Raw genomic sequence first — 22053 nt, forward strand, 5'->3', positions numbered from 1 at the left:
CTCCGCACCAGGTGCGGCCTCTCCTGACGGCGATACGCGGTCGGGAAAGCGAAACGGAGGGTTCAGGAGGGCGGTCCCCTCTGGCCCGAACCTTACCATCAGTTGTTATGTAAAAAGTCGGTATCCATTCCGTATAAGCCGATGCCATAAACACCGGTAAAGCATTCCGTCGGTTTATATGTTGCGACGGCAGAAAGATAACTTGTCATACAACTTTAAAAGTTGAGTGCTGTCACAAAAGCGGGAAAGTTAGTGTGGTCTTTATGATTGGTGAAGAAAGCCAGATACGGCGCGCCCTGGCGAGATGTTTGCCGCGCGCAGACGGTTTTTTTTATCAGCGTTTATTGATCTAACTCACGAAAAACAGTTCGGTCTGTAGAAATTGGTGTGATAACTTTGTCAGCATTGTAGTCAATCATCTGAAAGGCTCCCGCTCCGGAGCGACGAGGACACACGAATGACACCGTTTATGACCGAAGATTTTCTACTCGATAGCGAATTTGCCCGCCGCCTGTACCACGATTACGCCAAAGATCAGCCTATTTTCGACTACCATTGCCACCTTCCGCCGCAGCAGGTTGCCGAAAATTACCGTTTCAAAAATCTGTATGACATCTGGCTGAAAGGCGATCACTATAAATGGCGCGCGATGCGCACCAACGGCGTGCCGGAGCGTCTGTGTACCGGTGATGCCTCCGATCGCGAGAAATTTGACGCCTGGGCAGCCACCGTGCCTCACACGATTGGCAACCCGTTATACCACTGGACCCATTTAGAGCTGCGTCGCCCATTTGGTATTACAGGTAAGCTGCTGTCGCCTTCCACCGCCGATGAGATCTGGGACCAGTGCAATGCGTTACTGGCGCAGGACGCCTTCTCCGCCCGCGGGATCATGAAGCAGATGAATGTGAAGATGGTCGGCACCACCGACGATCCGATTGATTCCCTGGAACACCATGCGGTTGTCGCCAAAGACACTTCATTTGATATCAAGGTGTTGCCGAGCTGGCGCCCGGATAAAGCGTTCAACATCGAGCAGGCGACCTTCAATGACTATATGGCTAAGCTGGGTGAAGTGTCCGACACCGATATTCGCCGTTTTGCGGACCTGCAAAGCGCGCTGACCAAACGTCTGGACCACTTTGCCGCTCACGGTTGCAAAGTCTCCGACCACGCCCTGGACGTGGTGCTGTTTGCGGAAGCGACTGACGCCGAGCTGGACGCCATTCTGGCGCGTCGCCTGGCTGGCGAAACCCTCAGCGAACGCGAAGTGGCGCAGTTCAAAACCGCGGTGCTGGTGTTCCTCGGCGCAGAGTATGCCCGTCGCGGCTGGGTGCAGCAGTACCACATCGGCGCGCTGCGCAATAACAACCTGCGTCAGTTCAAACTGTTAGGCCCGGACGTTGGCTTTGACTCGATCAACGATCGCCCGATGGCTGAAGAGCTGTCTAAGCTGCTGAGCAAGCAGAACGAAGAGAACCTGCTGCCGAAAACCATTCTCTACTGCCTGAACCCGCGCGATAACGAAGTGCTGGGCACCATGATCGGTAACTTCCAGGGCGAAGGGATGCCGGGCAAGATGCAGTTCGGCTCCGGCTGGTGGTTCAACGATCAGAAAGACGGCATGGAGCGGCAGATGACCCAGCTGGCGCAGCTCGGCCTGCTGAGCCGCTTTGTCGGGATGCTGACCGACAGCCGCAGCTTCCTCTCCTACACCCGCCACGAATACTTCCGTCGTATTCTGTGCCAGATGATCGGCCGTTGGGTGGCCGCCGGCGAAGCGCCTGCGGATATCGCGCTGCTGGGCGAGATGGTGAAAAACATTTGCTTTAACAATGCGCGTGACTATTTCGCCATTGAACTGAACTAAGACCAGAGGTCGGTTGATATGCAATACATCAAAATCCATTCGCAGGATAACGTCGCGGTCGCGCTGGCGGATATGACGGCCGGTAGCGTGGTGACGATCGACAATGACCCGGTCACCCTCGGTCAGGATATCGTTCGCGGACACAAGTTTGCACTGCGCGCTATCGCGAAAGGGGAAAACGTCGTTAAGTATGGGTTGCCGATTGGCCATGCGCTGGCGGATATCGCGCCGGGCGAGCATGTCCATGCGCACAATACGCGCACCAATCTCAGCGACCTTGACGCGTATCGCTATCAACCGGAGCAGGTTGCCCAACCGCCGCAGCCAGCGGATCGCGAAGTGCAGATTTATCGTCGCGCCAATGGCGACGTCGGGGTGCGCAATGAGCTATGGATCCTGCCGACCGTCGGCTGCGTCAACGCCATGGCCCGTCAGATGCAGAACCGTTTTCTGAAAGAGGCGAACGGCGCCGAAGATATCGATGGGGTGCATCTCTTCAGCCATACCTACGGTTGCTCACAGCTCGGGGACGACCACATCAACACCCGCACCATGCTGCAGAATATGGTCCGCCATCCGAACGCCGGAGCGGTGCTGGTGGTGGGCCTTGGCTGTGAAAACAACCAGGTGGATGCTTTTCGCGAAACGCTGGGCGAGTATGATCCGCAGCGCGTGCACTTTATGGTTTGTCAGCATCAGGACGATGAAGTGGAGGCAGGGGTGGCGCATCTCCACCAGCTGTATGACGTGATGCGTCAGGATAAACGTCAGCCGGGCAAGCTGAGCGAGCTGAAGTTTGGCCTCGAGTGCGGTGGGTCGGACGGCCTGTCCGGCATCACCGCTAACCCGATGCTGGGGCGCTTCTCAGACTATGTGATCGCCAACGGCGGCACCACCGTGCTGACCGAAGTGCCGGAGATGTTCGGCGCCGAACAGCTGCTGATGAGCCACTGCCGCGACGAAGCGACCTTCGACAAGCTGGTGACCATGGTCAATGACTTTAAGCAGTACTTTATCGCTCACGACCAGCCTATTTACGAAAACCCTTCGCCGGGCAACAAGGCCGGGGGGATCACCACCCTCGAAGATAAGTCGCTGGGCTGTACCCAGAAAGCGGGCTCCAGCCAGGTGGTGGATGTCCTGCGCTACGGCGAGCGTCTGAAGGTACATGGTCTGAACTTGCTGAGCGCGCCGGGCAATGATGCCGTCGCCACCAGCGCGCTGGCCGGAGCCGGCTGCCATATGGTGCTGTTCAGCACCGGCCGCGGCACGCCGTACGGCGGCTTTGTGCCGACGGTGAAGATCGCCACCAACAGCGAGCTGGCGGCAAAGAAAAAGCACTGGATCGACTTCGATGCCGGACAGCTGATCCACGGCAAAGCGATGCCGCAGCTGCTGGAGGAGTTCGTGGACACCATTGTGGCTTTCGCCAACGGCAAACCGACCTGTAATGAGCAGAATGACTTCCGCGAGCTGGCCATCTTTAAAAGCGGTGTTACCCTGTAAAGGCGCATTCATATTGGCGCCCGGGCGGCGTTGATCGCGCATTGGCCTGATAGCGCAGCGTCATCGGGTAAGCAACAGCGGCGTTTCAGCCTGTGAAGCGCCGTTTGTTTTTTTCTCTCAGGGAGCTTTCATGACCGCATATTGGCTGGCCCAGGGCGTCGGCGTCATCGCCTTTCTTATCGGCATTACCACCTTTATCAACCGCGACGAACGTCGCTTCAGGCTTCAGCTGGCGGTCTATAGCGGCGTTATCGGCGTCCATTTCTTCCTGATGGGCGCCGCGCCTGCCGGGATGAGCGCCGGGCTTAATGCGCTCCGCACGGTCATTTCCCTACGCACCCGCAGCCTGTGGGTGATGACGATCTTTATCCTGCTGACGCTGATCCTCGGCCTTGGCAAGCTGCAGCATGCTATGGAGCTGCTGCCGATTATTGGCACTGTCGCCAGCACCTGGGCGCTGTTTCGCTGTAAGGGGCTGACCGTCCGCTGCGTGATGTGGTGCTCCACCGCCTGCTGGGCGACGCATAACCTGTGGCTGGGTTCCATCGGCGGGACGCTGATTGAAGGCAGCTTCCTGATCGTCAACGGCCTGAACATTATTCGCTTCCGCCGGATGCAAAAGCGGGGTATCGATCCGTTCAGGGTTGAAAACGCGGTGCAGGAAGAGAGCCCCTCCGCGCGGTAGCGGAGGGGAAAGGCATTAGCTACGCAGGGCGTTTTTCGCCAGCTGGTCGTCTTCCGCCATGCAGGCGGCGGCGGTAAACAGGGCGTCGGTGGAGGAGTTCAGCGCGGTTTCGCAAGAATCCTGCAGCACGCCGATAATAAAGCCGACGGCAACCACCTGCATCGCCACATCGTTCGGAATACCAAACATATTACAGGCCAGCGGGATCAGCAGCAGCGAACCGCCCGCCACGCCGGAGGCGCCGCAGGCGCACAGCGAAGCGACCACGCTTAGCAACAGCGCCGTCGGCAGATCCACCGGAATATTCAGCGTATGGACCGCCGCCAGCGTCAGCACGGTGATCGTGATTGCCGCGCCCGCCATATTGATAGTTGCCCCCAGCGGAATGGAGACCGAATAGGTATCGCGATCCAGGTTCAGCTTCTCACACAGCGCCATATTCACCGGAATATTAGCGGCGGAGCTGCGGGTGAAAAACGCGTAGACGCCGCTTTCGCGCAGGCAGGTCAGCACCAGCGGATAGGGGTTGCGGCGGAGCTTCCAGAACACCAGCAGCGGATTAATCACCAGCGCTACCAGCAGCATACAGCCCACCAGCACCAGCAGCAGCTGGGCGTAACCCCACAGGGTTTCAAAACCGGTAGTCGCCAGGGTGGAAGAGACCAGACCGAAGATCCCAAGCGGCGCAAAGCGGATCACCACTTTAACGATAAAGGTCACCGCGTGGGAGACATCGTTGATCAGGTTTTTAGTAGTGTCGTTACCGTGACGCAGGGCGAAGCCAAGGCCCACCGCCCACACCAGAATACCGATATAGTTGGCGTTCAGCAGGGCGTCGATCGGGTTGGACACCATGCTCATTAGCAGGCCGCGCAGCACCTCAACAATCCCCGACGGCGGCGTGATGCTGTCGGCGGCGGTGGTTAAGTGCAGGGTCGAGGGAAAGACAAAACTGAACAACACTGCGGTCAGCGCCGCGCTGAAGGTGCCCAGCAGATAGAGAAACAGAATGGGGCGGATACTGGTTTTTTGTCCGTGCTGATGGTTGGCGATCGAGGCCATGACGAGCATCAATACCAGCACCGGCGCTACCGCCTTTAACGCGCCGACGAACAGGGTCCCCAGCAGGCCGACGGCGATGGCCGCAGGCTTAGAGACCAGCGCCAGCAGCACGCCAAGTACCAGGCCGACTAAAATTTGTTTCACCAGGCTGCCTTGTGCCAGGCGGGAAAGCCACCCTGATGAGGGAGTGCGTGTGGTCATAATTCATTCCTTCCAGTGATGTAGCAAGCCATCCCAGCCACGTATTATTTGTTACGTTTATGTCAGGATGTAAGTATATGTTTGCATAGTCGAGTATACGGAAAGAATGACGGGCGGGAAGCGCAAAATACTGTGATTTTAATCTGGATCTTATTTTTTAACTATGTAGCAACATAATTGTGACATGAGCAGGCATTATCGTTACGAAAAGATCTGCTATAGCCGATTACCGCGCCGCCAGCGGGGGCCGACGGCGCGCCAGGCAGGTTACTCAGGCAGTTTGCGCTGCTTGTCGTGCTGCTTGTTGACCCAGGCGTTAATCAACAGCGTGACGGTCAGGATACCACCCACGACCCCCAGCGAGATGGCGACCGGGATATGGTAGAAATCGACGATCAGCATCTTCACGCCAATAAACACCAGGATCACCGACAGGCCATATTTGAGCATTGAGAAGCGCTCAGCGACCCCCGCCAGCAGGAAGTACATGGCGCGCAGGCCAAGAATGGCAAACAGGTTCGAGGTCAGCACGATAAACGGGTCGGTGGTGACCGCGAAGATCGCCGGGATACTGTCGACGGCGAATATCACATCGCTCAGCTCGACCAGAATCAACACCAGCAGCAGCGGCGTGGCGAACAGCACCCCGTTTTTACGGGTGAAGAAGCGCTCGCTCTCGATTTTATCGGTCATTCGCAGATGGCTGCGGATCCAGCGCACCAGCGGTTTGTCGCCGATGCCGGAATCATCCTCTTTCGCCAGCGCCATCTTCACGCCGGTAAACAGCAGGAAGGCGCCGAAGACGTACAGCAGCCAGTCGAACTGGGAGATAAGCCAGCTGCCGGCGAAGATCATAATGGTGCGCAGAACAATCGCCCCGAGGACGCCATACACCAGCACCCGGCGCTGCAGTGCAGGCGGCACGGCGAAGTAGCTGAACAGCATCAGCCAGACGAAGACGTTATCGACCGCCAGCGCTTTTTCAATCAGATAGCCGGTGAGGAAGGCCAGGGCCTGCGGATCGGCGACGGCGCGGCCCTGGGTTTGCACCAGATACCACCAGAACGCGGCGTTAAACAACAGAGAAAGTGTGACCCAGAGGATAGACCAGCCAGCGGCCTGCTTCATGGTCATGCTATGCGAACCGCGTCGTCCCTGAAGCAGCAGGTCGATCGCCAACATGATCGCGACGACGACAGCGAATCCACCCCATAGCAACGGCGTGCCGACAGTATTCATTTGATATTCCTTACATAAAAACAAAAACGGCTGACGTCGGAAGACGGCAGCCGCTGCGCTTTTATGCATAGACCTCGCCTTCCGGCAAGGTCTCACTTACAACAACCAAAGTTCATCGCGATGGGCTTTGGTAATTGCCCGGCGACCGGATGCGGTGTTACACGCATCGTAATGACGATCGGCCGGCAAGGAAGTTACTCCCCTTTGCTCGTAACAAAATATGTCACGGGGCGGTTTTCGTCAATGGCGGCCAGACGGGCCTTTACACTCTTTTACGCCAGCGGCTGCGTATCGGCCGGGAAGATCACCCCGGTCTGGCGACGAATTTCGCTCGACAGTTTCGCCGTGATACGGCTCACTGCCAGGCCCGGATGGTCGACATCCTCTGTTTCCACCAGCCGCGCGAAGGTCTCCGCCTCATACAGCATAGTATTGATATGCTGCGGCTGCGTCAGGTCCTGGGCTTTGCCGCCGCGCGGCACAAACGCCAGCTTCTGGCACTCGGAGATTTTTTCGATCACTAATACGCCGTTTTCGCCCTGAATTTCACTGGGGATCGCCGAGTCGCTCACCTTGGAATGATGCAGCGTCACGTCGAAGTCGCCATAGCTCAGCACCACGGTGCCCTGGGCGTCCACGCCGCTGTCCAGCAGGCTGGCGGTGGCATGAACGGCCCGCGGTTCGCCCCACAGCGCCACAGCGGACGCCAGGCAATAGAAGCCGATATCCATAATCGAACCGTTGGAGAACGCCGGATTAAAGGTGTTGGGGTTTTCGCCGTCGAGATAGCGCTGGTAGCGCGAAGAGTACTGGCAGTAGTTAATGAAGGCTTTACGCAGTTTACCCACTTTGCCGAGGGTTTCCTTCAGCAGCAGAAAGTTGGGCAGGCTGGCGGTTTTGAAGGCTTCAAACAGCACCACGTTGTTGGCTTTCGCCACCGCGATGGCCGCCTCGACCTCCTGCAGATTCGACGCCAGCGGTTTTTCGCAAATGACGTGCTTTTTGTGGCTCAGGAACAGCCGCGTCTGCGGGAAGTGCAGGGAGTTCGGGCTGGCGATATATACCGCGTCAATGGCGTCGCTTTGCGCCAGCGACTCCAGCGAGGTAAACAGATGCTCGACCGGATAGTCATTGGCGAAGGCTTGTGCCTGTTCGAGGCTGCGGGAGTAGATGGCGGTAAGTTTATATTTGCCGGTTTCATGGGCGGCATCGACAAACTGCTTAGTGATCCAGTTTGTGCCAACAACTGCGAAACGTATCATAAACGGTGACGAACTCCATTAAAGGGAACCTGTCGTCACTCTATCATGCCCCCATGACAAAACCAGTGCGTGACTACGCAGAACGATTTAACGAAAGGTGCGTCAGCCACAGGCGGGTGTCGAACTCCAGCTGATGGTACTGCGGCTCCATATGGCAGCACAGCTGGTAGAAGGCTTTGTTGTGCTCCTTCTCTTTCAGATGCGCCAGTTCATGGACCACGATCATCCGCAAAAAGTCCTCCGGCGCGTCGCGAAATACCGTCGCCACGCGGATCTCCGCTTTGGCTTTCAGCTTGCCGCCCTGAACGCGGGAAATGGCGGTATGCAGGCCGAGCGCATTGTTCAGCACGTGGATCTTACTGTCGTACATCACTTTGTTGATCGGCGCCGCGCCGCGCAGAAAGCGGTTTTTCAAATCCTGGGTGTACTGATATAGCGCTTTATCGCTGTTAACGTCGTGCCCATGCGGATAGCGCTTTTGCAGCACCTCCCCAAGGCGGTTTTGCTCGATTAACGTGGTCACCTGCGCCAGCAGCGATTCAGGATAGCCCTGTAAATAAATGAGTTTTGTCATCGTCTTATCATTATGTCTGTCAGGAGGGCAGTTCAGCCACGGTCATGGTAAAGACCAGCGGCGCGGGCCCCGCATTCCGGTACCCGTGCTCTGTTTCGGTACGGGCCACCGCGGATTCCCCGGCCGCCACCGTGCGGCAGGTCTCGCCAAGCGTCAGCGTCAGCGCGCCGGCTTCCACGTGCAGCAGCTCGAAGGTCGTCGCCGGATGGCCGGGCGAGGTAAAGGCTTCGCCGGGCTGCATCTCCCAGCGCCACAGCTCAATCATATTCGGCCCGGCGGTGCCGGCGAGGAGTCTGGCGCTGCCCCCCAGCGGGCCTTGCCAGAGGGTGGGGATCTGCTCGGCGGGAATAATATGCAACGCGGGTTCGCTAGCCACATTGACAATATCCGCCACCGAGACGCCCAGCGCGGCGGCGAGTTTGCAGAGGATCGCAATGCTGGGGTTGGCGGCCTCTTTTTCCATCTCGACCAGCATGCCTTTGCTGATGCTGGCCCGGCGCGACAGCTCGTCCAGCGACATTTTTTTCGCTTTACGGTAGGCCTTCAGCCGCGTGGCGACGGCGCGACTTACCTGGTCGACATCAGATCCTGAATCGGTCGTTATATTGACTTTTACGTTCATTGGTCACTATGATGAAACAAATTGGTCATTACAGGATTATCGAATGCGTAGCGTAACGCCGTCAATCGAATCTGCGGTCAGCCGCCTGGCGCCGGGCTTTCGGGCATTAAGTATTGTGGTGGAGAGCGCGCCGGTGGCCAATCCCGCCGTCGCGGAACAGGCGCTGGCCGAGGCCTGCCTGGCGGTGCAGCAGGATGATGTGCCCTGGGCGCAAGCGCACCTGGCGGCATGGGATGAAGCGTTCAGCGCCTTCGGCGCGAAGGCGAAACGTACCCCCTGTTCGGCGCAGGCGCTGCGCAAGCGGGTGCTGAAGGAGGGGAGCCTGCCGGCCATCGAACCGGTGGTGGATATCTACAACGCGATCAGCATTCGCTATGCCATCCCGGTCGGTGGGGAAAATCTGGCCGCCTACCGTGGCGAACCGCGGCTGGCCATTGCCCGCGGCGATGAGCCATTCGATACGCTAAAATCGGCAGAGCCGGTGGTGGAATATCCGGAGCCGGGCGAAGTCATCTGGCGGGATGATATAGGCGTAACCTGCCGACGCTGGAACTGGCGGCAGGGCGTACGCACCCGGCTGGACAGCGGCGCGCAGACGATGTGGTTTATTCTCGAAAGCCTGCCGGCGATGCCGTTGTCGGCCCTGCATGAGGCGGGAGAGCGGCTGGTAGGCTATCTGCAGCAGCTGATGCCCGGCGCCCGCGCCTCGATAACGCTGCTGCGAGCCGATGACGAGGGCGATCTACGCTGAGCGGCGATGATCAGCGATCTCTCTTCAACTGGACAGGATTTGCGTATAAACTCGCGGGTTTTACTATTCCGGAGGCGGAGAGGCGATGAGCCAGGCAGAGTTAAACGGTGAGTTATTCACATTAGAGCGGTTCCCACCTAACGCTGAAGAAGAAGCGCTTCAGGCGTGGGAAGCGGCGGATGAATATCTGCTGCAACAGGTGAATGACGTCGACGGCCTGACGCTCATCTTCAACGACGGCTTCGGCGCGCTCGCCTGCGCGCTGGCGGAACGCAACCCGGTGAGCATCAACGACTCCTTTATCTCCGAGCTGGCGACCCGCCACAACCTGCGGATGAACGGCATTGATGAAGAGAGTGTGCGTTTTCAGGATAGCCTGAGCCCGCTGCCGGCCGCGCCGGCGCTGGTGCTGATTAAGGTGCCAAAGCAGCTGGCGCTGCTGGAACAGCAGCTGCGCGCCCTGCGCGCAGTGGTGACGCCGGAAACCCGCATTATCGCCGCAGCGAAAGCGCGCGATGTGCATAACTCGACGCTGGCGCTGTTTGAAAAGATCCTCGGCACCACCACCACCTCGCTGGCGTGGAAAAAAGCGCGTCTGATCCACTGCGTTTTCACCGCCCCTGAGCTTGCCGATGCGCCGCAAACCTACAGCTGGAAGCTGGACGGCACGCCGTGGACCATCCACAACCATGCCAACGTCTTTGCCCGCAGCGGTCTGGATATCGGCGCGCGCTTCTTCCTGCAGCATTTACCGTCTGATTTAGAAGGCGAGATCGCCGATCTCGGCTGCGGCAACGGAGTGATAGGCCTGCAGGCGCTGGCGCAGAACCCCCATGCCCGCGTGATGTTCACCGATGAGTCGCACATGGCGGTGGCTTCCAGCCGGTTGAACGTTGAGCACAACCTGCCGGACGATATTGACCGTTGTGAATTTATGGTCAACAACTCGCTCTCCGGCATTGAGCCGGACCGCTTTACGGCGATCCTGTGCAATCCGCCGTTCCACCAGCAGCATGCCATTACCGACCATATCGCCTGGCAGATGTTTAACGACGCCCGCCGCAGCCTGAAATACGGCGGCGAGCTGTACGTCGTCGGTAACCGTCATCTCGACTACTTCCGTAAGCTGAAGCGCGCTTTTGGTAACTGCACGACGATTGCGACGAACAATAAGTTCGTGATTTTGAAAGCGACGAAGGTGCGTAAACAGCGCTGATCCGTGTGGCTATTTCCCCGGCTTGCGGCTGTCGCCTTAGCCGGGCTACCGACTGTCGCCTTAGCCGGGCTACCGACTGTCGCCTTAGCCGGGCTACCGGCTGTCGCCTTAGCCGGGCTACCGACTGTCGCTTTAGCCGGGCTACCGACTGTCGCCTTAGCCGGACTACCGACTGTCGCTTTAGCCGGGCTACCGTTCGGGATTATCGTGGTAGCCCGGGGAAGGCGCATCGCGCCGCCCCCGGGACACGGCTAAATCGCCAGGGCCAGCTTCGTGCCCTGGGCAATCGCCCGGCGCGCATCCAGCTCCGCCGCCACGTCGCAGCCGCCGATCAAATGCACCGTTTTCCCCGCCGCGCGCAGCGGATCCGCCAGTTCACGGCGCGGCTCCTGACCGGCGCAGATCACGACATGATCCACCGCCAGCAGCTGGCGCTCGCCGCCGATCGTCACGTGTAATCCCTCATCATCGATCTTCTCATAGCTGACCGCCGGGATCATTTTCACGCCGCGCGCCAGCAGCGTGGCGCGGTGGATCCAGCCGGTGGTTTTGCCGAGCCCGTCGCCCGGTTTGCTCGCCTTGCGCTGCAGCATCACAATCTGTCGCGGGCTTTGACTCAGCTGCGGGCCTTCAGGACGCAGCCCGCCCGCCGTCCGCAGGCTGGTATCGATACCCCATTCGCGACAGAACTCGCCGATATCCTGGCTGGTGGCCACCCCCGACTGGCTTAAATACATCGCGGTGTCGAAGCCGATGCCGCCGCAGCCGATTATCGCCACCTTCGCGCCAACCGGCGCTTTATCGCGTAAGACATCCAGGTAGCTGAGCACCTTGGGATGATCGATCCCGACGATCGCCGGCAGGCGCGGGGCAATGCCGGTGGCGAGGATCGTCTCATCGAACGCCAGCAGATCGTCTGCCGTGACGCGGGTGTTCAGACGTAGATCGACGCCGTTAAGATCGAGCATTCTACGGTAGTAGCGCAGGGTTTCATGAAACTCCTCTTTGCCGGGGATCTGTTTGGCGATATTAAACTGGCCGCCGATCTCCGGGAGGGCATCGAACAACGTGACGTGATGACCGCGGGCGGCGGCGTTAACCGCGAAGGCCAGACCGGCAGGCCCGGCGCCGACCACCGCCAGCCGCTTAGGGGCGTTGGCAGGCAGGACCGGCATCAAGGTTTCATGGCAGGCGCGCGGGTTGACCAGACAGGAGGTGACTTTGCCGACGAAGATCCGATCGAGACACGCCTGGTTGCAGCCGATGCAGGTGTTGATCTCATCGGCGCGATCGCTCTGCGCTTTCGACATAAATTCGGCATCGGCAAGGAACGGGCGGGCCATTGAGACCATGTCGGCATCGCCGCGGGCGAGGATCGCCTCCGCGACCTGCGGATCGTTGATGCGGTTGGTGGTGATCAGCGGGATCGACACCGCGCCCTTCAGTTTGCGGGTGACCCAGCTAAAGGCGCCGCGCGGTACCGGAGTGGCGATGGTCGGAATACGCGCTTCGTGCCAGCCGATGCCGGTGTTGATGATCGTCGCCCCCGCCGCCTCGATGGCTTTGGCCAGCGCGGTGACTTCCGCCAGCGTGCTGCCGTCGTTAACCAGATCAAGCATCGACAGACGGTAGATGATAATGAAATCGTGACCGGCGCGCTGGCGCACGGCCTTGACTACTTCAACGGCGAAACGCATCCGGCGCGCGTAATCGCCGCCCCATTGATCGTTGCGCTGGTTAGTGCGCGCGGCGAGGAATTCGTTAATCAGATAGCCCTCAGAGCCCATCACCTCCACGCCGTCATAGCCTGCTTCCCGCGCCAGCTGGGCGCAGTGGGCAAAATCATCGATCAGCGTGAGGATCTCATCGTGGCTCAGCTCATGAGGGGTGAACCGGTTAATCGGCGCCTGCAGAGAAGAGGGGGCGACCAGCGCGGGCTGGTAGCTGTAGCGCCCGGTGTGCAGGATCTGCAGGGCGATTTTACCGCCTTCCTGATGTACCGCGTCGGTGATCTGGCGATGATGCGCCAGATGGCTGGCATCGTTGAGTACCGCGCCGCCGGCCATGGTCACCCCGGACGGTGCGGGCGCGATGCCGCCGGTGACGATCAGCGCCACGCCGTGTCGCGCGCGCTCGGCGTAAAAGGCCGCTAACCGTTGCGCGCCGTCGGGCAGTTCTTCCAGACCGGTATGCATGGAGCCCATCAACACGCGGTTTTTGAGGGTAGTGAAGCCCAGCTCAAGCGGGGCGAAAAGCGACGGATAGCGGCTCATAATGGCTTCCAATGTAAAATTATTGTTATGTGGTCGGATGAGTTACTAATTTAGCCGTCGTGAAGAAAAAGGGAAAAGGGGAGTGCGGTGATTGTGATGGGATTCAAAGAACGGCGAAGCGTTGCCCCTCTCCCAAAGGGAGAGGGGCAAGCGGGCACTGAAAATCAGGCTTCGCGCTGAACGGTTCCCTCTCCCGTCGGGAGAGGATTAGGGTGAGGGGGAAGACACAGCGCGCTGGCGGCGTTCGAGGCCCGGCGCCTGCCACATCGACGTTGTCAGCCCGCTATCGACAAGACCAAGCTGATCGGCATATACCGACTGCCATTTGCTCATCATCTCCTGATACAGCTCGCGATGCTGCGGATTAGGGGTGAACTCGCGGTGCCAGCTCACTAACTTTTCTCCGGCGCTGACCATGTCGCCGTACAGCCCGGCGCCAGCGCCGGCGGCGATGGCGCAGCCGAGGGCGGTGGCTTCGCGGACCACCGGCACCCGCACCGGCAGGCCGGTGACGTCGCTGAGGATCTGGCTCCACAGCGCTCCCTTCGAGCCGCCGCCGGCAAACACCAGGCTATCGAAAGTCACCCCGGAAAACTGCGATATCTGCGCCAGGTTGCAGGCGGAGACAATCGCCGCGTTCTCCTCCAGGGCGCGGAACAGAGTGGCTTTATTGCACTTCTCCGGATCGATGGAGAGGTTAATAAACGACGGCGCGGCGTGGTACCACTGCTTAAAGTGCATGGCGTCGGAAAAAATAGGCATCACGCCGTGGGAACCGGCGGGTACGCGGCTGGCCATCTCCTCCAGCAGCGAATAGGCATCGACGCCGAGGCGCTCGGCAATCAGCTTTTCTTCAGCGCAGAAGGCGTCGCGGAACCAGCGCATGGTCAGGCCGGTAAAAAAGCTGATGGACTCCGCCTGCGCCATGCCGGGAATGACGTGAGGGTTAACGCGAATATTCATCTGCGGGTCGGTGCGCACCTGCGGCAGATTCACCACCTGCTGCCAGAAGGTGCCGCCGAGCACTGCGCTTTGTCCGGCGCGCACCACCCCGAGTCCCAGGCAGCCGAGCTGCACGTCGCCGCCGCCCATCACCACCGGCGTCCCGGCGCGCAGGCCGCTCTGCTGGGCTGCCGCTTCGGTGACGGCGCCCAGCAGCGTGCCGGTCTCTTTCACCGGCGACAGCATATCGGCGCGCAGCCCGGCCATATCCAGCAGCGCCGGACGCCAGTCGCGGCTGAACAGATCGAGCATGCCGGTGGTGCCCGCGTTTGACGGGTCGACCGCCAGCTCGCCGGAAAGCTTCGCCGCCAGCCAGTCGCTGATCATGGTGATGGTCGCCGCCTTGCGGTAGATATCGGGCCGATGGTGCGCCAGCCACAGCAGGCGCGGCATCGCGCTGAGCGCCAGCGTTTGCCCGGAGACCTCGTACACCTCGGATTCAAAACGATAGTCGTGGATCTCCTTAAGCTCCGCGACTTCGCGGCTGGCGCGAGCATCAACGTTGGCGCAGGCCCAGATGGCCTCGCCGTTGCGGTCATAGAGGACGATCCCTTCGCGCATCGAACAGCAGGCGACGGACTGAATATCGGCGGGAGAGAGCCGGGCGGCGTCGAGCGCCTGGCGAATGCACTGGCAGGCCAGCTGCCAGTTGGTGGTAAGGTCGAACTCCATCGAGCCGGGGACGTTATCGACGCTCAGGTGTTTCCATTCGGCCTGGCCCACCGCCAGCTGGCGGCCATTGAGATCGAAAATGACCGCCCGAATGCTGCCGGTCCCGGCATCTAACGCTAACAGGTAACTCATGACATGCGCCTCGCTGTTGTCGCGCGGCGCCGGGCCTTCAGGAGGCCAGCGAGAGCACCGCGCGTGCTGTTGTCTCTTCCGTTACCAGGCCATTAATCCGCTTGCCAATCAGAGCGGCATGAATCGCCTGCGCTTTTTGTTCTCCCCCGGCGACGCCGACGATGGTCGGCAGCTGCGCCAGCTCATCCAGGGTCACGCCGAGCAGTTCCCGATGGATCTCCAGCCCCTCTACCGGCCGGCCGTCGGCCTGCAGGAAATAACCTAAAATGTCGCCGACCGCCCCTTTGCGGGCGTACATCAGCTGTTCGCCCTCGCTGATATAGCCGGAGCGCAGAATGGTCGCGTCGCGCCGCTGATCGATAGCGCCAATGCCAACCACCGCCGCGTCCGCCGCCGTCGCCGCCAGCATCACATCGCGCACGCTGGATTCGCGGCGCAGGATTTCGGCGACCTCCGCCGACGAGACCCGCAGCGGCGCCGGAATAATGCTCACGCTGCAGGCGGCATCCAGCTGACCGATGCCGGTCATATAGGGGCCGACGCCGCCGGAGAGGGTCACCAGCCGCACCTGCTGCGAGCCGATAAAGCCGCTGAGATGCTGCAGGCAGCTCATGGTGGCTTCGCCGAAGCCGACCGCCAGCAGCTGTCCCGGTTGCAGAATCCCCATCAGCGACTGCGCCGCGCCGATCCCCAGCCGGGTATTCATCGGCGGGGTGTTGAGCGCCGGCAGCACGCGAGCAATCTTGAGGCCAAAGCGCTGCTGGAGTTCGCTTTCCAGCGCCAGACAGCCTTCATAGCGCGAGTTGATCTGCACGCGGATCACCCCGGACTGGCGACCTTTCTCCAGCAGGCGGGAAATCTTCAGCCGCGGCAGCCCCAAACGCTCGCCGATGTCGTTTTGCGTCAGGCCGTCGTGGTAGTAACACCACGCCACCCGCGCCACCAGCTCTTCCTCGGCTAACGCCAGCCCGGCGTAGCGATGGTCTTCCGTAATGCGTTTTTCGCTCATAAATTGAACTCTTATAAAAATTTAGATCATATGTTCGCTATTGCGCGGCCGGAAAGTGTGAGCCGACTGGCAAAACGGATCTTTCCTCTCTGGCCCCTTTTTTCCGGACGATCTAAAGCGCCAAACTGTGATCTTCGCACGGTTGTAAATATAGTTCACCGTCTACGCTTTTGAACATTATTAAATTTAAAAATCATTTGTTCAAACGAGGCGCGACGATGAAGCCACTGCTTGAAGCTCGCCAGATCCGCAAACAGTTCTCCGGCGTTGCCGTGCTGAAGGGCATCGACTTTACGCTATGCGCGGGCCAGGTGCATGCGCTGATGGGGGGCAACGGCGCGGGTAAATCGACGCTGATGAAGATCATCGCCGGCGTCGAAACCCCGGATAGCGGTGAACTGACGATCGGCGAACGCGCGTTTGCGCGCCTTAACCCGGCGCTGGCCCACCAGCTGGGCATCTATCTGGTGCCGCAGGAGCCGATGCTGTTTCCCAACCTCAGCGTGCGCGAGAACATTCTTTTTCGTCTGCCGAAGCGGGCGGATACCGCCGCGCGGCTGCAGGAAAAACTGCAGCAGCTGAACTGCCAGATCAACCTGGACGCCAGCGCCAGCACGCTTGAGGTAGCCGATCAACAGATGGTCGAGATCCTGCGCGGCCTGATGCGCGAGGCGCGGATCCTGATCCTTGATGAACCCACCGCCTCTTTAACGCCGGGCGAAACGGAAAGGCTGTTTCAGCAGATCCGGGCATTGCAGGGGCTCGGCGTGGGGATCGTCTTTATCTCGCACAAACTGCCGGAAATCCGCCAGCTTGCCAGCCATGTGTCGGTGATGCGCGATGGGGCGGTAGTGCTCAGCGGCGAAACGGCGGGCTACGGCGACCAACAGCTTATCAGCGCCATGACGCCGGCCAGCCGCGACCATGCGCTGAGCGACACGCAAAAGCTGTGGCTGGCGCTGCCGGGCAACCGCCGCACCCAGGCGCAGGATTTTCCCGTTTTGCGGGTGGAGGATCTCACCGGCGAAGGTTTTATCGATCTCAGTCTGGAGATCCGCGCCGGGGAGATCGTCGGCCTCGCCGGGCTGGTGGGATCCGGGCGCACCGAATTTGCCGAAACCTTATACGGCCTGCGTCCGCCGCGCGCCGGGCGGATCTGGCTGGAGAACCGCGAGATTAGTCAGGAGAGCACCCGCGCCAGGCTGGCCAGCGGGCTGGTCTATCTACCCGAAGACCGCCAGGTCTCCGGGCTGTTTCTCGATGCGCCGGTGCGCTGGAACACGGTGATGTTCAATCAGCCGTCGTGGTGGCAGCAGGGGAAACGGGAGGCGGCGGTGGTCGAACGCTATCACCGGGCGCTGGGGATCAAGCTGGCCGATGGCGATCAGCCTGTGCGTACCCTCTCCGGCGGCAACCAGCAGAAGGTGCTGCTGGCGCGCTGTCTGGAAGCTAACCCGCTGCTGTTGATCGTCGATGAACCGACGCGCGGCGTGGATGTCTCCGCCCGCGCCGATATCTATCAGTTGCTGAAAAGCGTTGCCGCGCAAAATGTGGCGGTGCTGATGATCTCCAGCGATCTGGATGAGTTCGTTGGCCTGGCCGACCGGGTGTTGGTGATGCATCAGGGCCGCTACAGCGGCGAACTGGCGCGGCAGGCGGTGACCGTCGATCGCATGATGACCCTGGCCTTTGGAGGGCAGGCATGAAAACGTTACTCAAGAATCGCGAACTGAGCGCCTTCTTCGCCATCGTGGCGCTGTTTGCCGTGCTGGTGGCGCTCAATCCGGCCTATTTCAGCCTGCAGACGCTGGCGATGATTTTCGCCAGCTCGCAAATCCTGTGCCTGCTGGCGCTGGGGGCAACGCTGGTGATGCTGACCCGCAATATCGACGTGTCGGTGGGCTCCACCGTTGGCCTGAGCGCCATCGCCGTTGGGGTGGCGCTGAACAACGGCTACGGGCTGGCGACGGCGATCGCCTTCGCGCTGGCGATTGGCGCGCTGGCCGGGGCTTTTAACGGCCTGCTGGTGGTGGGGCTGCGCATTCCGGCGATCGTCGCCACCCTCGGCACGCTGGGGTTGTATCGCGGGGTGATGTTGCTGTGGACCGGCGGGAAATGGATCGAAGGCTTGCCCGATAGCCTGAAATCGCTCTCGGAGCCGCTGTTTATCGGCGTCTCGCCGCTGGGCTGGCTGGTGCTGGCGCTGCTGCTGGCGGGCGCATGGCTGCTGTCGCGCACCGCCTCTGGGCGTGATTTCTATGCCGTTGGCGATAACCTCGCCGCTGCCCGCCAGCTGGGCGTGGCGGTCAACCGCACGCGGATGCTGGCCTTTACCCTCAACGGTATGCTGGCGGCCAGCGCCGGGATCGTCTTCGCCGCGCAGATTGGCTTTGTGCCCAATCAGACCGGCAGCGGCCTGGAGATGAAAGCCATCGCCGCCTGCGTGCTGGGCGGAATTTCGCTGCTCGGCGGCACCGGCACCCTGCTCGGCGCGTTTCTCGGCGCCTTCTTCCTCACCCAAATCGACACCGTGCTGGTGCTGTTCCGCCTTCCCGCCTGGTGGAATGACTTTATCGCCGGCCTGGTCCTGCTCGGGGTGCTGGTCCTTGATGGTCGCCTGCGCCAGGCGCTGACCCGCCATCAGCGGGCGCTGAAGTACAGCCGTTTCCAGCCCGGCAACAAAGGGGGCAAACAGGTTGCCCGCTTTCCCGAACGCAAAAGCAAAGAGGTGGCGTAAATGAAGCTGAAGCTTAACTGGGAAAGCGCGCTGCTGGCGTTGTTAGTCGTGGAAATCCTGCTGTTCGGCGCGCTGAATCCGCGCATGCTGGATCTCAATATGCTGCTCTTTAGCACCAGCGACTTTATCTGCATCGGCATCGTCGCGCTGCCGCTGACGCTGGTGATCATCAGCGGCGGGATCGATATTTCGCTGGGCTCGACCATCGGCCTGTGCGCCATCGCCCTCGGGGTGATGACCCAGGCGGGCTGGCCGCTGTGGCTGGCGGTGTCGCTGACGTTGCTGCTGGGGCTGCTGTGCGGGTTAATCAACGCCGCGCTGATCCACTACACCGGCATCAGCCCGCTGGTGATCACCCTCGGGACGCTGTATCTGTACGGCGGCGGCGCGCTGCTGCTTTCCGGCATGGCCGGCGCCACCGGCTATGAAGGGATTGGCGGCTTTCCCGACAGCTTCACCGCCTTCGCCAATTTAACCCTGGGCGGGCTGCCGCTGCCGCTGGTGCTGTTCGCGGTCATCACCTTTCTCTTCTGGCTGCTGGCCCATCGCGGGCGCTTTGGCCGCCATCTTTTTTTACTCGGGCAAAACTCGCGCGCCGCCCGCTATGCCGCGCTGTCGGTCAACGGCATCCCATATGTGCTGTATGGCCTGGTGGGCGTGGCGTCGGCAGTGGCGGCGCTGGTGATGGTCTCCTATTTTGGCTCGGCGCGTTCGGATTTAGGCCGTGATCTGCTGATGCCGGCGCTGACCGCGGCGGTGCTCGGCGGGGCCAATATTTACGGCGGCTCGGGATCGATACTGGGTACCGCGCTGGCGGCATTGCTGGTGGGGTATCTGCAACAGGGTTTACAGATGGTCGGCATCCCCAACCAGGTGTCGAGCGCGCTGTCAGGGGCGCTGTTGGTGGTGGTGGTGATGGGGCGTTCGCTGAGCCTGCACCGTGAATGGGTGCGCGCGACCTGGCGGCGTCTTTTCTCGCGTAAAACAATCGGAGCATAAACATACGATGAAAACCAAACGAATCCTCCAGACGAGCGTCCTGGCGCTGGCGTTAAGCGTGGCAACTGCCCAGGCGGCGGACCGCATCGCCTTTATACCTAAGCTGGTCGGCGTGGGCTTCTTTACCAGCGGCGGCAACGGCGCGAAAGAGGCGGGGAAAGCGCTGGGCGTGGATGTCACCTATGACGGCCCCACCGAGCCCAGCGTTTCCGGCCAGGTGCAGCTGATCAACAACTTCGTCAACCAGGGCTACAACGCGATTATCGTCTCCGCCGTCTCGCCGGACGGCCTGTGTCCGGCGCTGAAGCGGGCGATGCAGCGCGGGGTGAAGGTCCTGACCTGGGATTCCGATACCAAACCGGAGTGCCGCAGCATCTATATCAATCAGGGCACGCCGCAGCAGCTCGGCGGCCTGCTGGTGGAGATGGCGGAAAAGCAGGTGACCAGGCCCGCTGCCAAAGTGGCGTTTTTCTACTCCAGCCCGACGGTGACCGACCAGAACCAGTGGGTGAAGGAAGCCAAAGCCAAAATCGAAAAAGAACATCCGCAGTGGCAAATCGTCACCACCCAGTTCGGCTATAACGATGCCACCAAATCGTTGCAAACCGCCGAGGGGATCTTAAAAGCGTATCCGGATCTTGACGCCATTATCGCGCCGGATGCCAATGCCCTGCCGGCGGCGGCGCAGGCGGCGGAAAACCTCAAGCGCCAGGGCGTGGCGATCGTCGGCTTTAGTACCCCCAACGTGATGCGCCCGTACGTGGAGCGCGGCACGGTGAAAGCCTTTGGCCTGTGGGATGTGGTTCAGCAGGGCAAAATTGCGGTTAACGTCGCCGATCGTCTGCTGAAAAAGGGCGATCTTAACGTCGGCGACAGCGTTGAGGTGAAAGATATCGGCTCGCTGAAGGTCGAACCGAACAGCGTGCAGGGCTACCAGTATGAGGCGAAGGGCAACGGTATCGTGCTGCTGCCGGAGCGCGTGGTGTTCAGCAAAGAGAACATCAATAACTACGACTTCTGACGGAGGATGAGATGGCTGATTTAGACGATATCAAAGAGGGCAAGGACTTCGGCCTCGACCGCCCGCAGCAGAACACGCTGTATACCCTGAAAGGCTGCGGCTCGCTGGACTGGGGCATGCAGTCGCGGCTGGCGCGCATTTTTAATCCGCACAGCAACCGCACGGTCATGCTGGCCTTCGATCATGGTTACTTCCAGGGACCCACCACCGGGCTGGAGCGCATCGATCTGTCGATTGCGCCGCTGTTCGAGGAAACCGACGTGCTGATGTGCACCCGCGGCGTACTGCGCAGCCAGGTGCCGGCCGCGACCAACAAACCGGTGGTGCTGCGCGCCTCCGGCGGTAACTCGATCCTCAGCGAACTTTCCAACGAGTGCGTGGCGGTGGCGATGGAAGATGCGCTGCGCCTGAACGTCTGCGCAGTGGCGGCGCAGGTCTATATCGGCAGCCAATACGAACATCAGTCGATCAACAACATCATCAAACTGGTGGACGCCGGCAACCGCTACGGTATGCCGGTACTGGCGGTGACCGGCGTCGGCAAAGAGATGACCCGCGATGCGCGCTACTTCTCGCTGGCCAGCCGGATTGCCGCCGAAATGGGGGCGCAGTTTGTGAAGACCTATTTCGTTGAGGAAGGCTTTGAAAAAGTGACCGCCAGCTGCCCGGTGCCGATCGTCATCGCCGGGGGGAAAAAGCTGCCGGAGCATGAGGCGCTGGAGATGTGCTGGCGGGCGATCGACCAGGGGGCGTCCGGGGTGGATATGGGGCGCAATATCTTCCAGTCCAGCGCCCCGCGCGCAATGCTGAAGGCGGTGAAAAAGGTGGTGCATGAGAATCTGAACGCGCGCGAAGCGTACCAGTTCTGGCAGGAAGAGAAACAGGGAGAGCGGAAATGAATGTGACGCTGGTGGAGATCAATATCAAACCCGAGCGGGTGGATGAGTTTCTCGAGGTGTTCCGCGCCAACCACGAAGGGGCGCTGCGGGAGCCGGGCAACCTGCGCTTTGATGTCCTGCAGGATCCGGAGGTGAAGACTCGCTTTTTTATCTACGAAGCCTATAAAGACGATGAGGCGGTGCTGGCGCATAAGAAGACCCCGCACTATTTAGCCTGCGTCGAAAAGCTGGAAGAGATGATGTCGCAGCCGCGGCAGAAGCGCAGCTTTATCGGCCTGCTACCGCAGGTGTGAGGGAAATCCAGAGCAGAAGATAATCCCG

The 22053-nt window shown here is 60.5% G+C and carries 19 protein-coding genes; 11 read left to right on the plus strand and 8 right to left on the minus strand.

From position 1 onward, the window contains the following. Positions 1-457 precede the first annotated feature (457 nt). From uxaC to K5R89_RS00695, 3 genes are all read left to right on the plus strand, one after another. The gene (gene uxaC, locus K5R89_RS00685; RefSeq protein WP_023291088.1) at positions 458-1870 is read left to right on the plus strand and encodes a glucuronate isomerase; all 1413 of its coding nucleotides are present in this window, start codon (positions 458-460) and stop codon (positions 1868-1870) included. Positions 1871-1888: 18 nt separating this feature from the next. Next, the gene (locus K5R89_RS00690; protein WP_044524824.1) at positions 1889-3376 is read left to right on the plus strand and encodes a UxaA family hydrolase; all 1488 of its coding nucleotides are present in this window, start codon (positions 1889-1891) and stop codon (positions 3374-3376) included. A 130-nt stretch (positions 3377-3506) separates the two neighbouring features. Next, positions 3507-4061, plus strand: coding sequence for a YgjV family protein (locus K5R89_RS00695; protein WP_049013415.1), 555 nt, complete (start codon positions 3507-3509; stop codon positions 4059-4061). 15 nt (positions 4062-4076) lie between these two features. Here K5R89_RS00695 and sstT read toward each other — a convergent pair whose 3' ends face one another. The 5 genes from sstT to K5R89_RS00720 form a co-directional block, all read right to left on the minus strand. After that, on the minus strand, positions 4077-5324 hold the full coding sequence (sstT, locus tag K5R89_RS00700) for a serine/threonine transporter SstT (protein ID WP_023291085.1): 1248 nt from the start codon (positions 5322-5324) through the stop codon (positions 4077-4079). Between the two features lie 267 nt (positions 5325-5591). Further along, positions 5592-6563 (minus strand): TerC family protein, encoded by a 972-nt coding sequence (locus tag K5R89_RS00705; RefSeq protein WP_004188496.1) that lies wholly within the window; start codon positions 6561-6563, stop codon positions 5592-5594. 272 nt (positions 6564-6835) lie between these two features. Continuing rightward, on the minus strand, positions 6836-7825 hold the full coding sequence (locus K5R89_RS00710; RefSeq protein WP_087826719.1) for a Gfo/Idh/MocA family protein: 990 nt from the start codon (positions 7823-7825) through the stop codon (positions 6836-6838). Positions 7826-7898: 73 nt separating this feature from the next. After that, the gene (locus K5R89_RS00715; RefSeq protein WP_032454156.1) at positions 7899-8399 is read right to left on the minus strand and encodes a M48 family metallopeptidase; all 501 of its coding nucleotides are present in this window, start codon (positions 8397-8399) and stop codon (positions 7899-7901) included. Positions 8400-8418: 19 nt separating this feature from the next. Next, the gene (locus K5R89_RS00720) at positions 8419-9021 is read right to left on the minus strand and encodes an XRE family transcriptional regulator (RefSeq protein WP_043520967.1); all 603 of its coding nucleotides are present in this window, start codon (positions 9019-9021) and stop codon (positions 8419-8421) included. Between the two features lie 43 nt (positions 9022-9064). Between K5R89_RS00720 and K5R89_RS00725 the strand changes: the two genes are divergently transcribed. After that, positions 9065-9772, plus strand: a complete 708-nt coding sequence (locus K5R89_RS00725) for a B3/4 domain-containing protein (protein WP_087826717.1) — start codon at positions 9065-9067, stop codon at positions 9770-9772. Between the two features lie 85 nt (positions 9773-9857). Further along, positions 9858-10988 (plus strand): 23S rRNA (guanine(1835)-N(2))-methyltransferase RlmG, encoded by a 1131-nt coding sequence (gene rlmG / locus K5R89_RS00730; protein ID WP_023291080.1) that lies wholly within the window; start codon positions 9858-9860, stop codon positions 10986-10988. Positions 10989-11239: 251 nt separating this feature from the next. On the opposite strand, the gene K5R89_RS00735 is transcribed toward rlmG, so the two are convergent. The 3 genes from K5R89_RS00735 to lsrR form a co-directional block, all read right to left on the minus strand. After that, entirely contained in the window at positions 11240-13261 is a 2022-nt protein-coding gene (locus K5R89_RS00735) for an NADPH-dependent 2,4-dienoyl-CoA reductase (protein ID WP_072413581.1), read from the minus strand. 207 nt (positions 13262-13468) lie between these two features. Next, positions 13469-15067, minus strand: coding sequence for an autoinducer-2 kinase (gene lsrK / locus K5R89_RS00740; RefSeq protein ID WP_087826716.1), 1599 nt, complete (start codon positions 15065-15067; stop codon positions 13469-13471). A gap of 37 nt (positions 15068-15104) precedes the next feature. Beyond that, entirely contained in the window at positions 15105-16076 is a 972-nt protein-coding gene (lsrR, locus tag K5R89_RS00745; RefSeq protein ID WP_072413579.1) for a transcriptional regulator LsrR, read from the minus strand. 218 nt (positions 16077-16294) lie between these two features. On the opposite strand from lsrR, the gene lsrA reads away from it, so the two are divergent. From lsrA to lsrG, 6 genes are read left to right on the plus strand one after another with little or no spacing between them, the layout of a single operon-like run. Next, a complete protein-coding gene (lsrA, locus tag K5R89_RS00750) occupies positions 16295-17782 on the plus strand; it encodes an autoinducer 2 ABC transporter ATP-binding protein LsrA (protein WP_023291076.1) in 1488 nt (495 codons plus the stop codon). Then, positions 17779-18813 carry an autoinducer 2 ABC transporter permease LsrC gene (gene lsrC / locus K5R89_RS00755; protein ID WP_049015137.1) on the plus strand — a complete coding sequence of 345 codons (1035 nt, stop codon included), beginning with the start codon at positions 17779-17781 and terminating at the stop codon, positions 18811-18813. Before lsrA ends, lsrC begins: the two co-directional genes overlap by 4 nt. After that, positions 18814-19812 carry an autoinducer 2 ABC transporter permease LsrD gene (gene lsrD / locus K5R89_RS00760; protein WP_072413577.1) on the plus strand — a complete coding sequence of 333 codons (999 nt, stop codon included), beginning with the start codon at positions 18814-18816 and terminating at the stop codon, positions 19810-19812. It abuts the gene before it with no gap. Positions 19813-19819: 7 nt separating this feature from the next. After that, positions 19820-20833, plus strand: a complete 1014-nt coding sequence (gene lsrB / locus K5R89_RS00765) for an autoinducer 2 ABC transporter substrate-binding protein LsrB (protein WP_064155346.1) — start codon at positions 19820-19822, stop codon at positions 20831-20833. Between the two features lie 11 nt (positions 20834-20844). Then, positions 20845-21732 (plus strand): 3-hydroxy-5-phosphonooxypentane-2,4-dione thiolase, encoded by an 888-nt coding sequence (gene lsrF, locus K5R89_RS00770; protein WP_023291072.1) that lies wholly within the window; start codon positions 20845-20847, stop codon positions 21730-21732. Next, positions 21729-22025, plus strand: coding sequence for a (4S)-4-hydroxy-5-phosphonooxypentane-2,3-dione isomerase (gene lsrG / locus K5R89_RS00775; protein WP_004181386.1), 297 nt, complete (start codon positions 21729-21731; stop codon positions 22023-22025). The genes lsrF and lsrG overlap by 4 nt, the downstream gene beginning before the upstream one ends. Positions 22026-22053: the final 28 nt, after the last annotated feature.

Source organism: Klebsiella sp. TF21-TM, assembly GCF_019753495.1.
In the GTDB taxonomy this organism is placed as follows: Bacteria; Pseudomonadota; Gammaproteobacteria; order Enterobacterales; family Enterobacteriaceae; genus Klebsiella; species Klebsiella quasipneumoniae.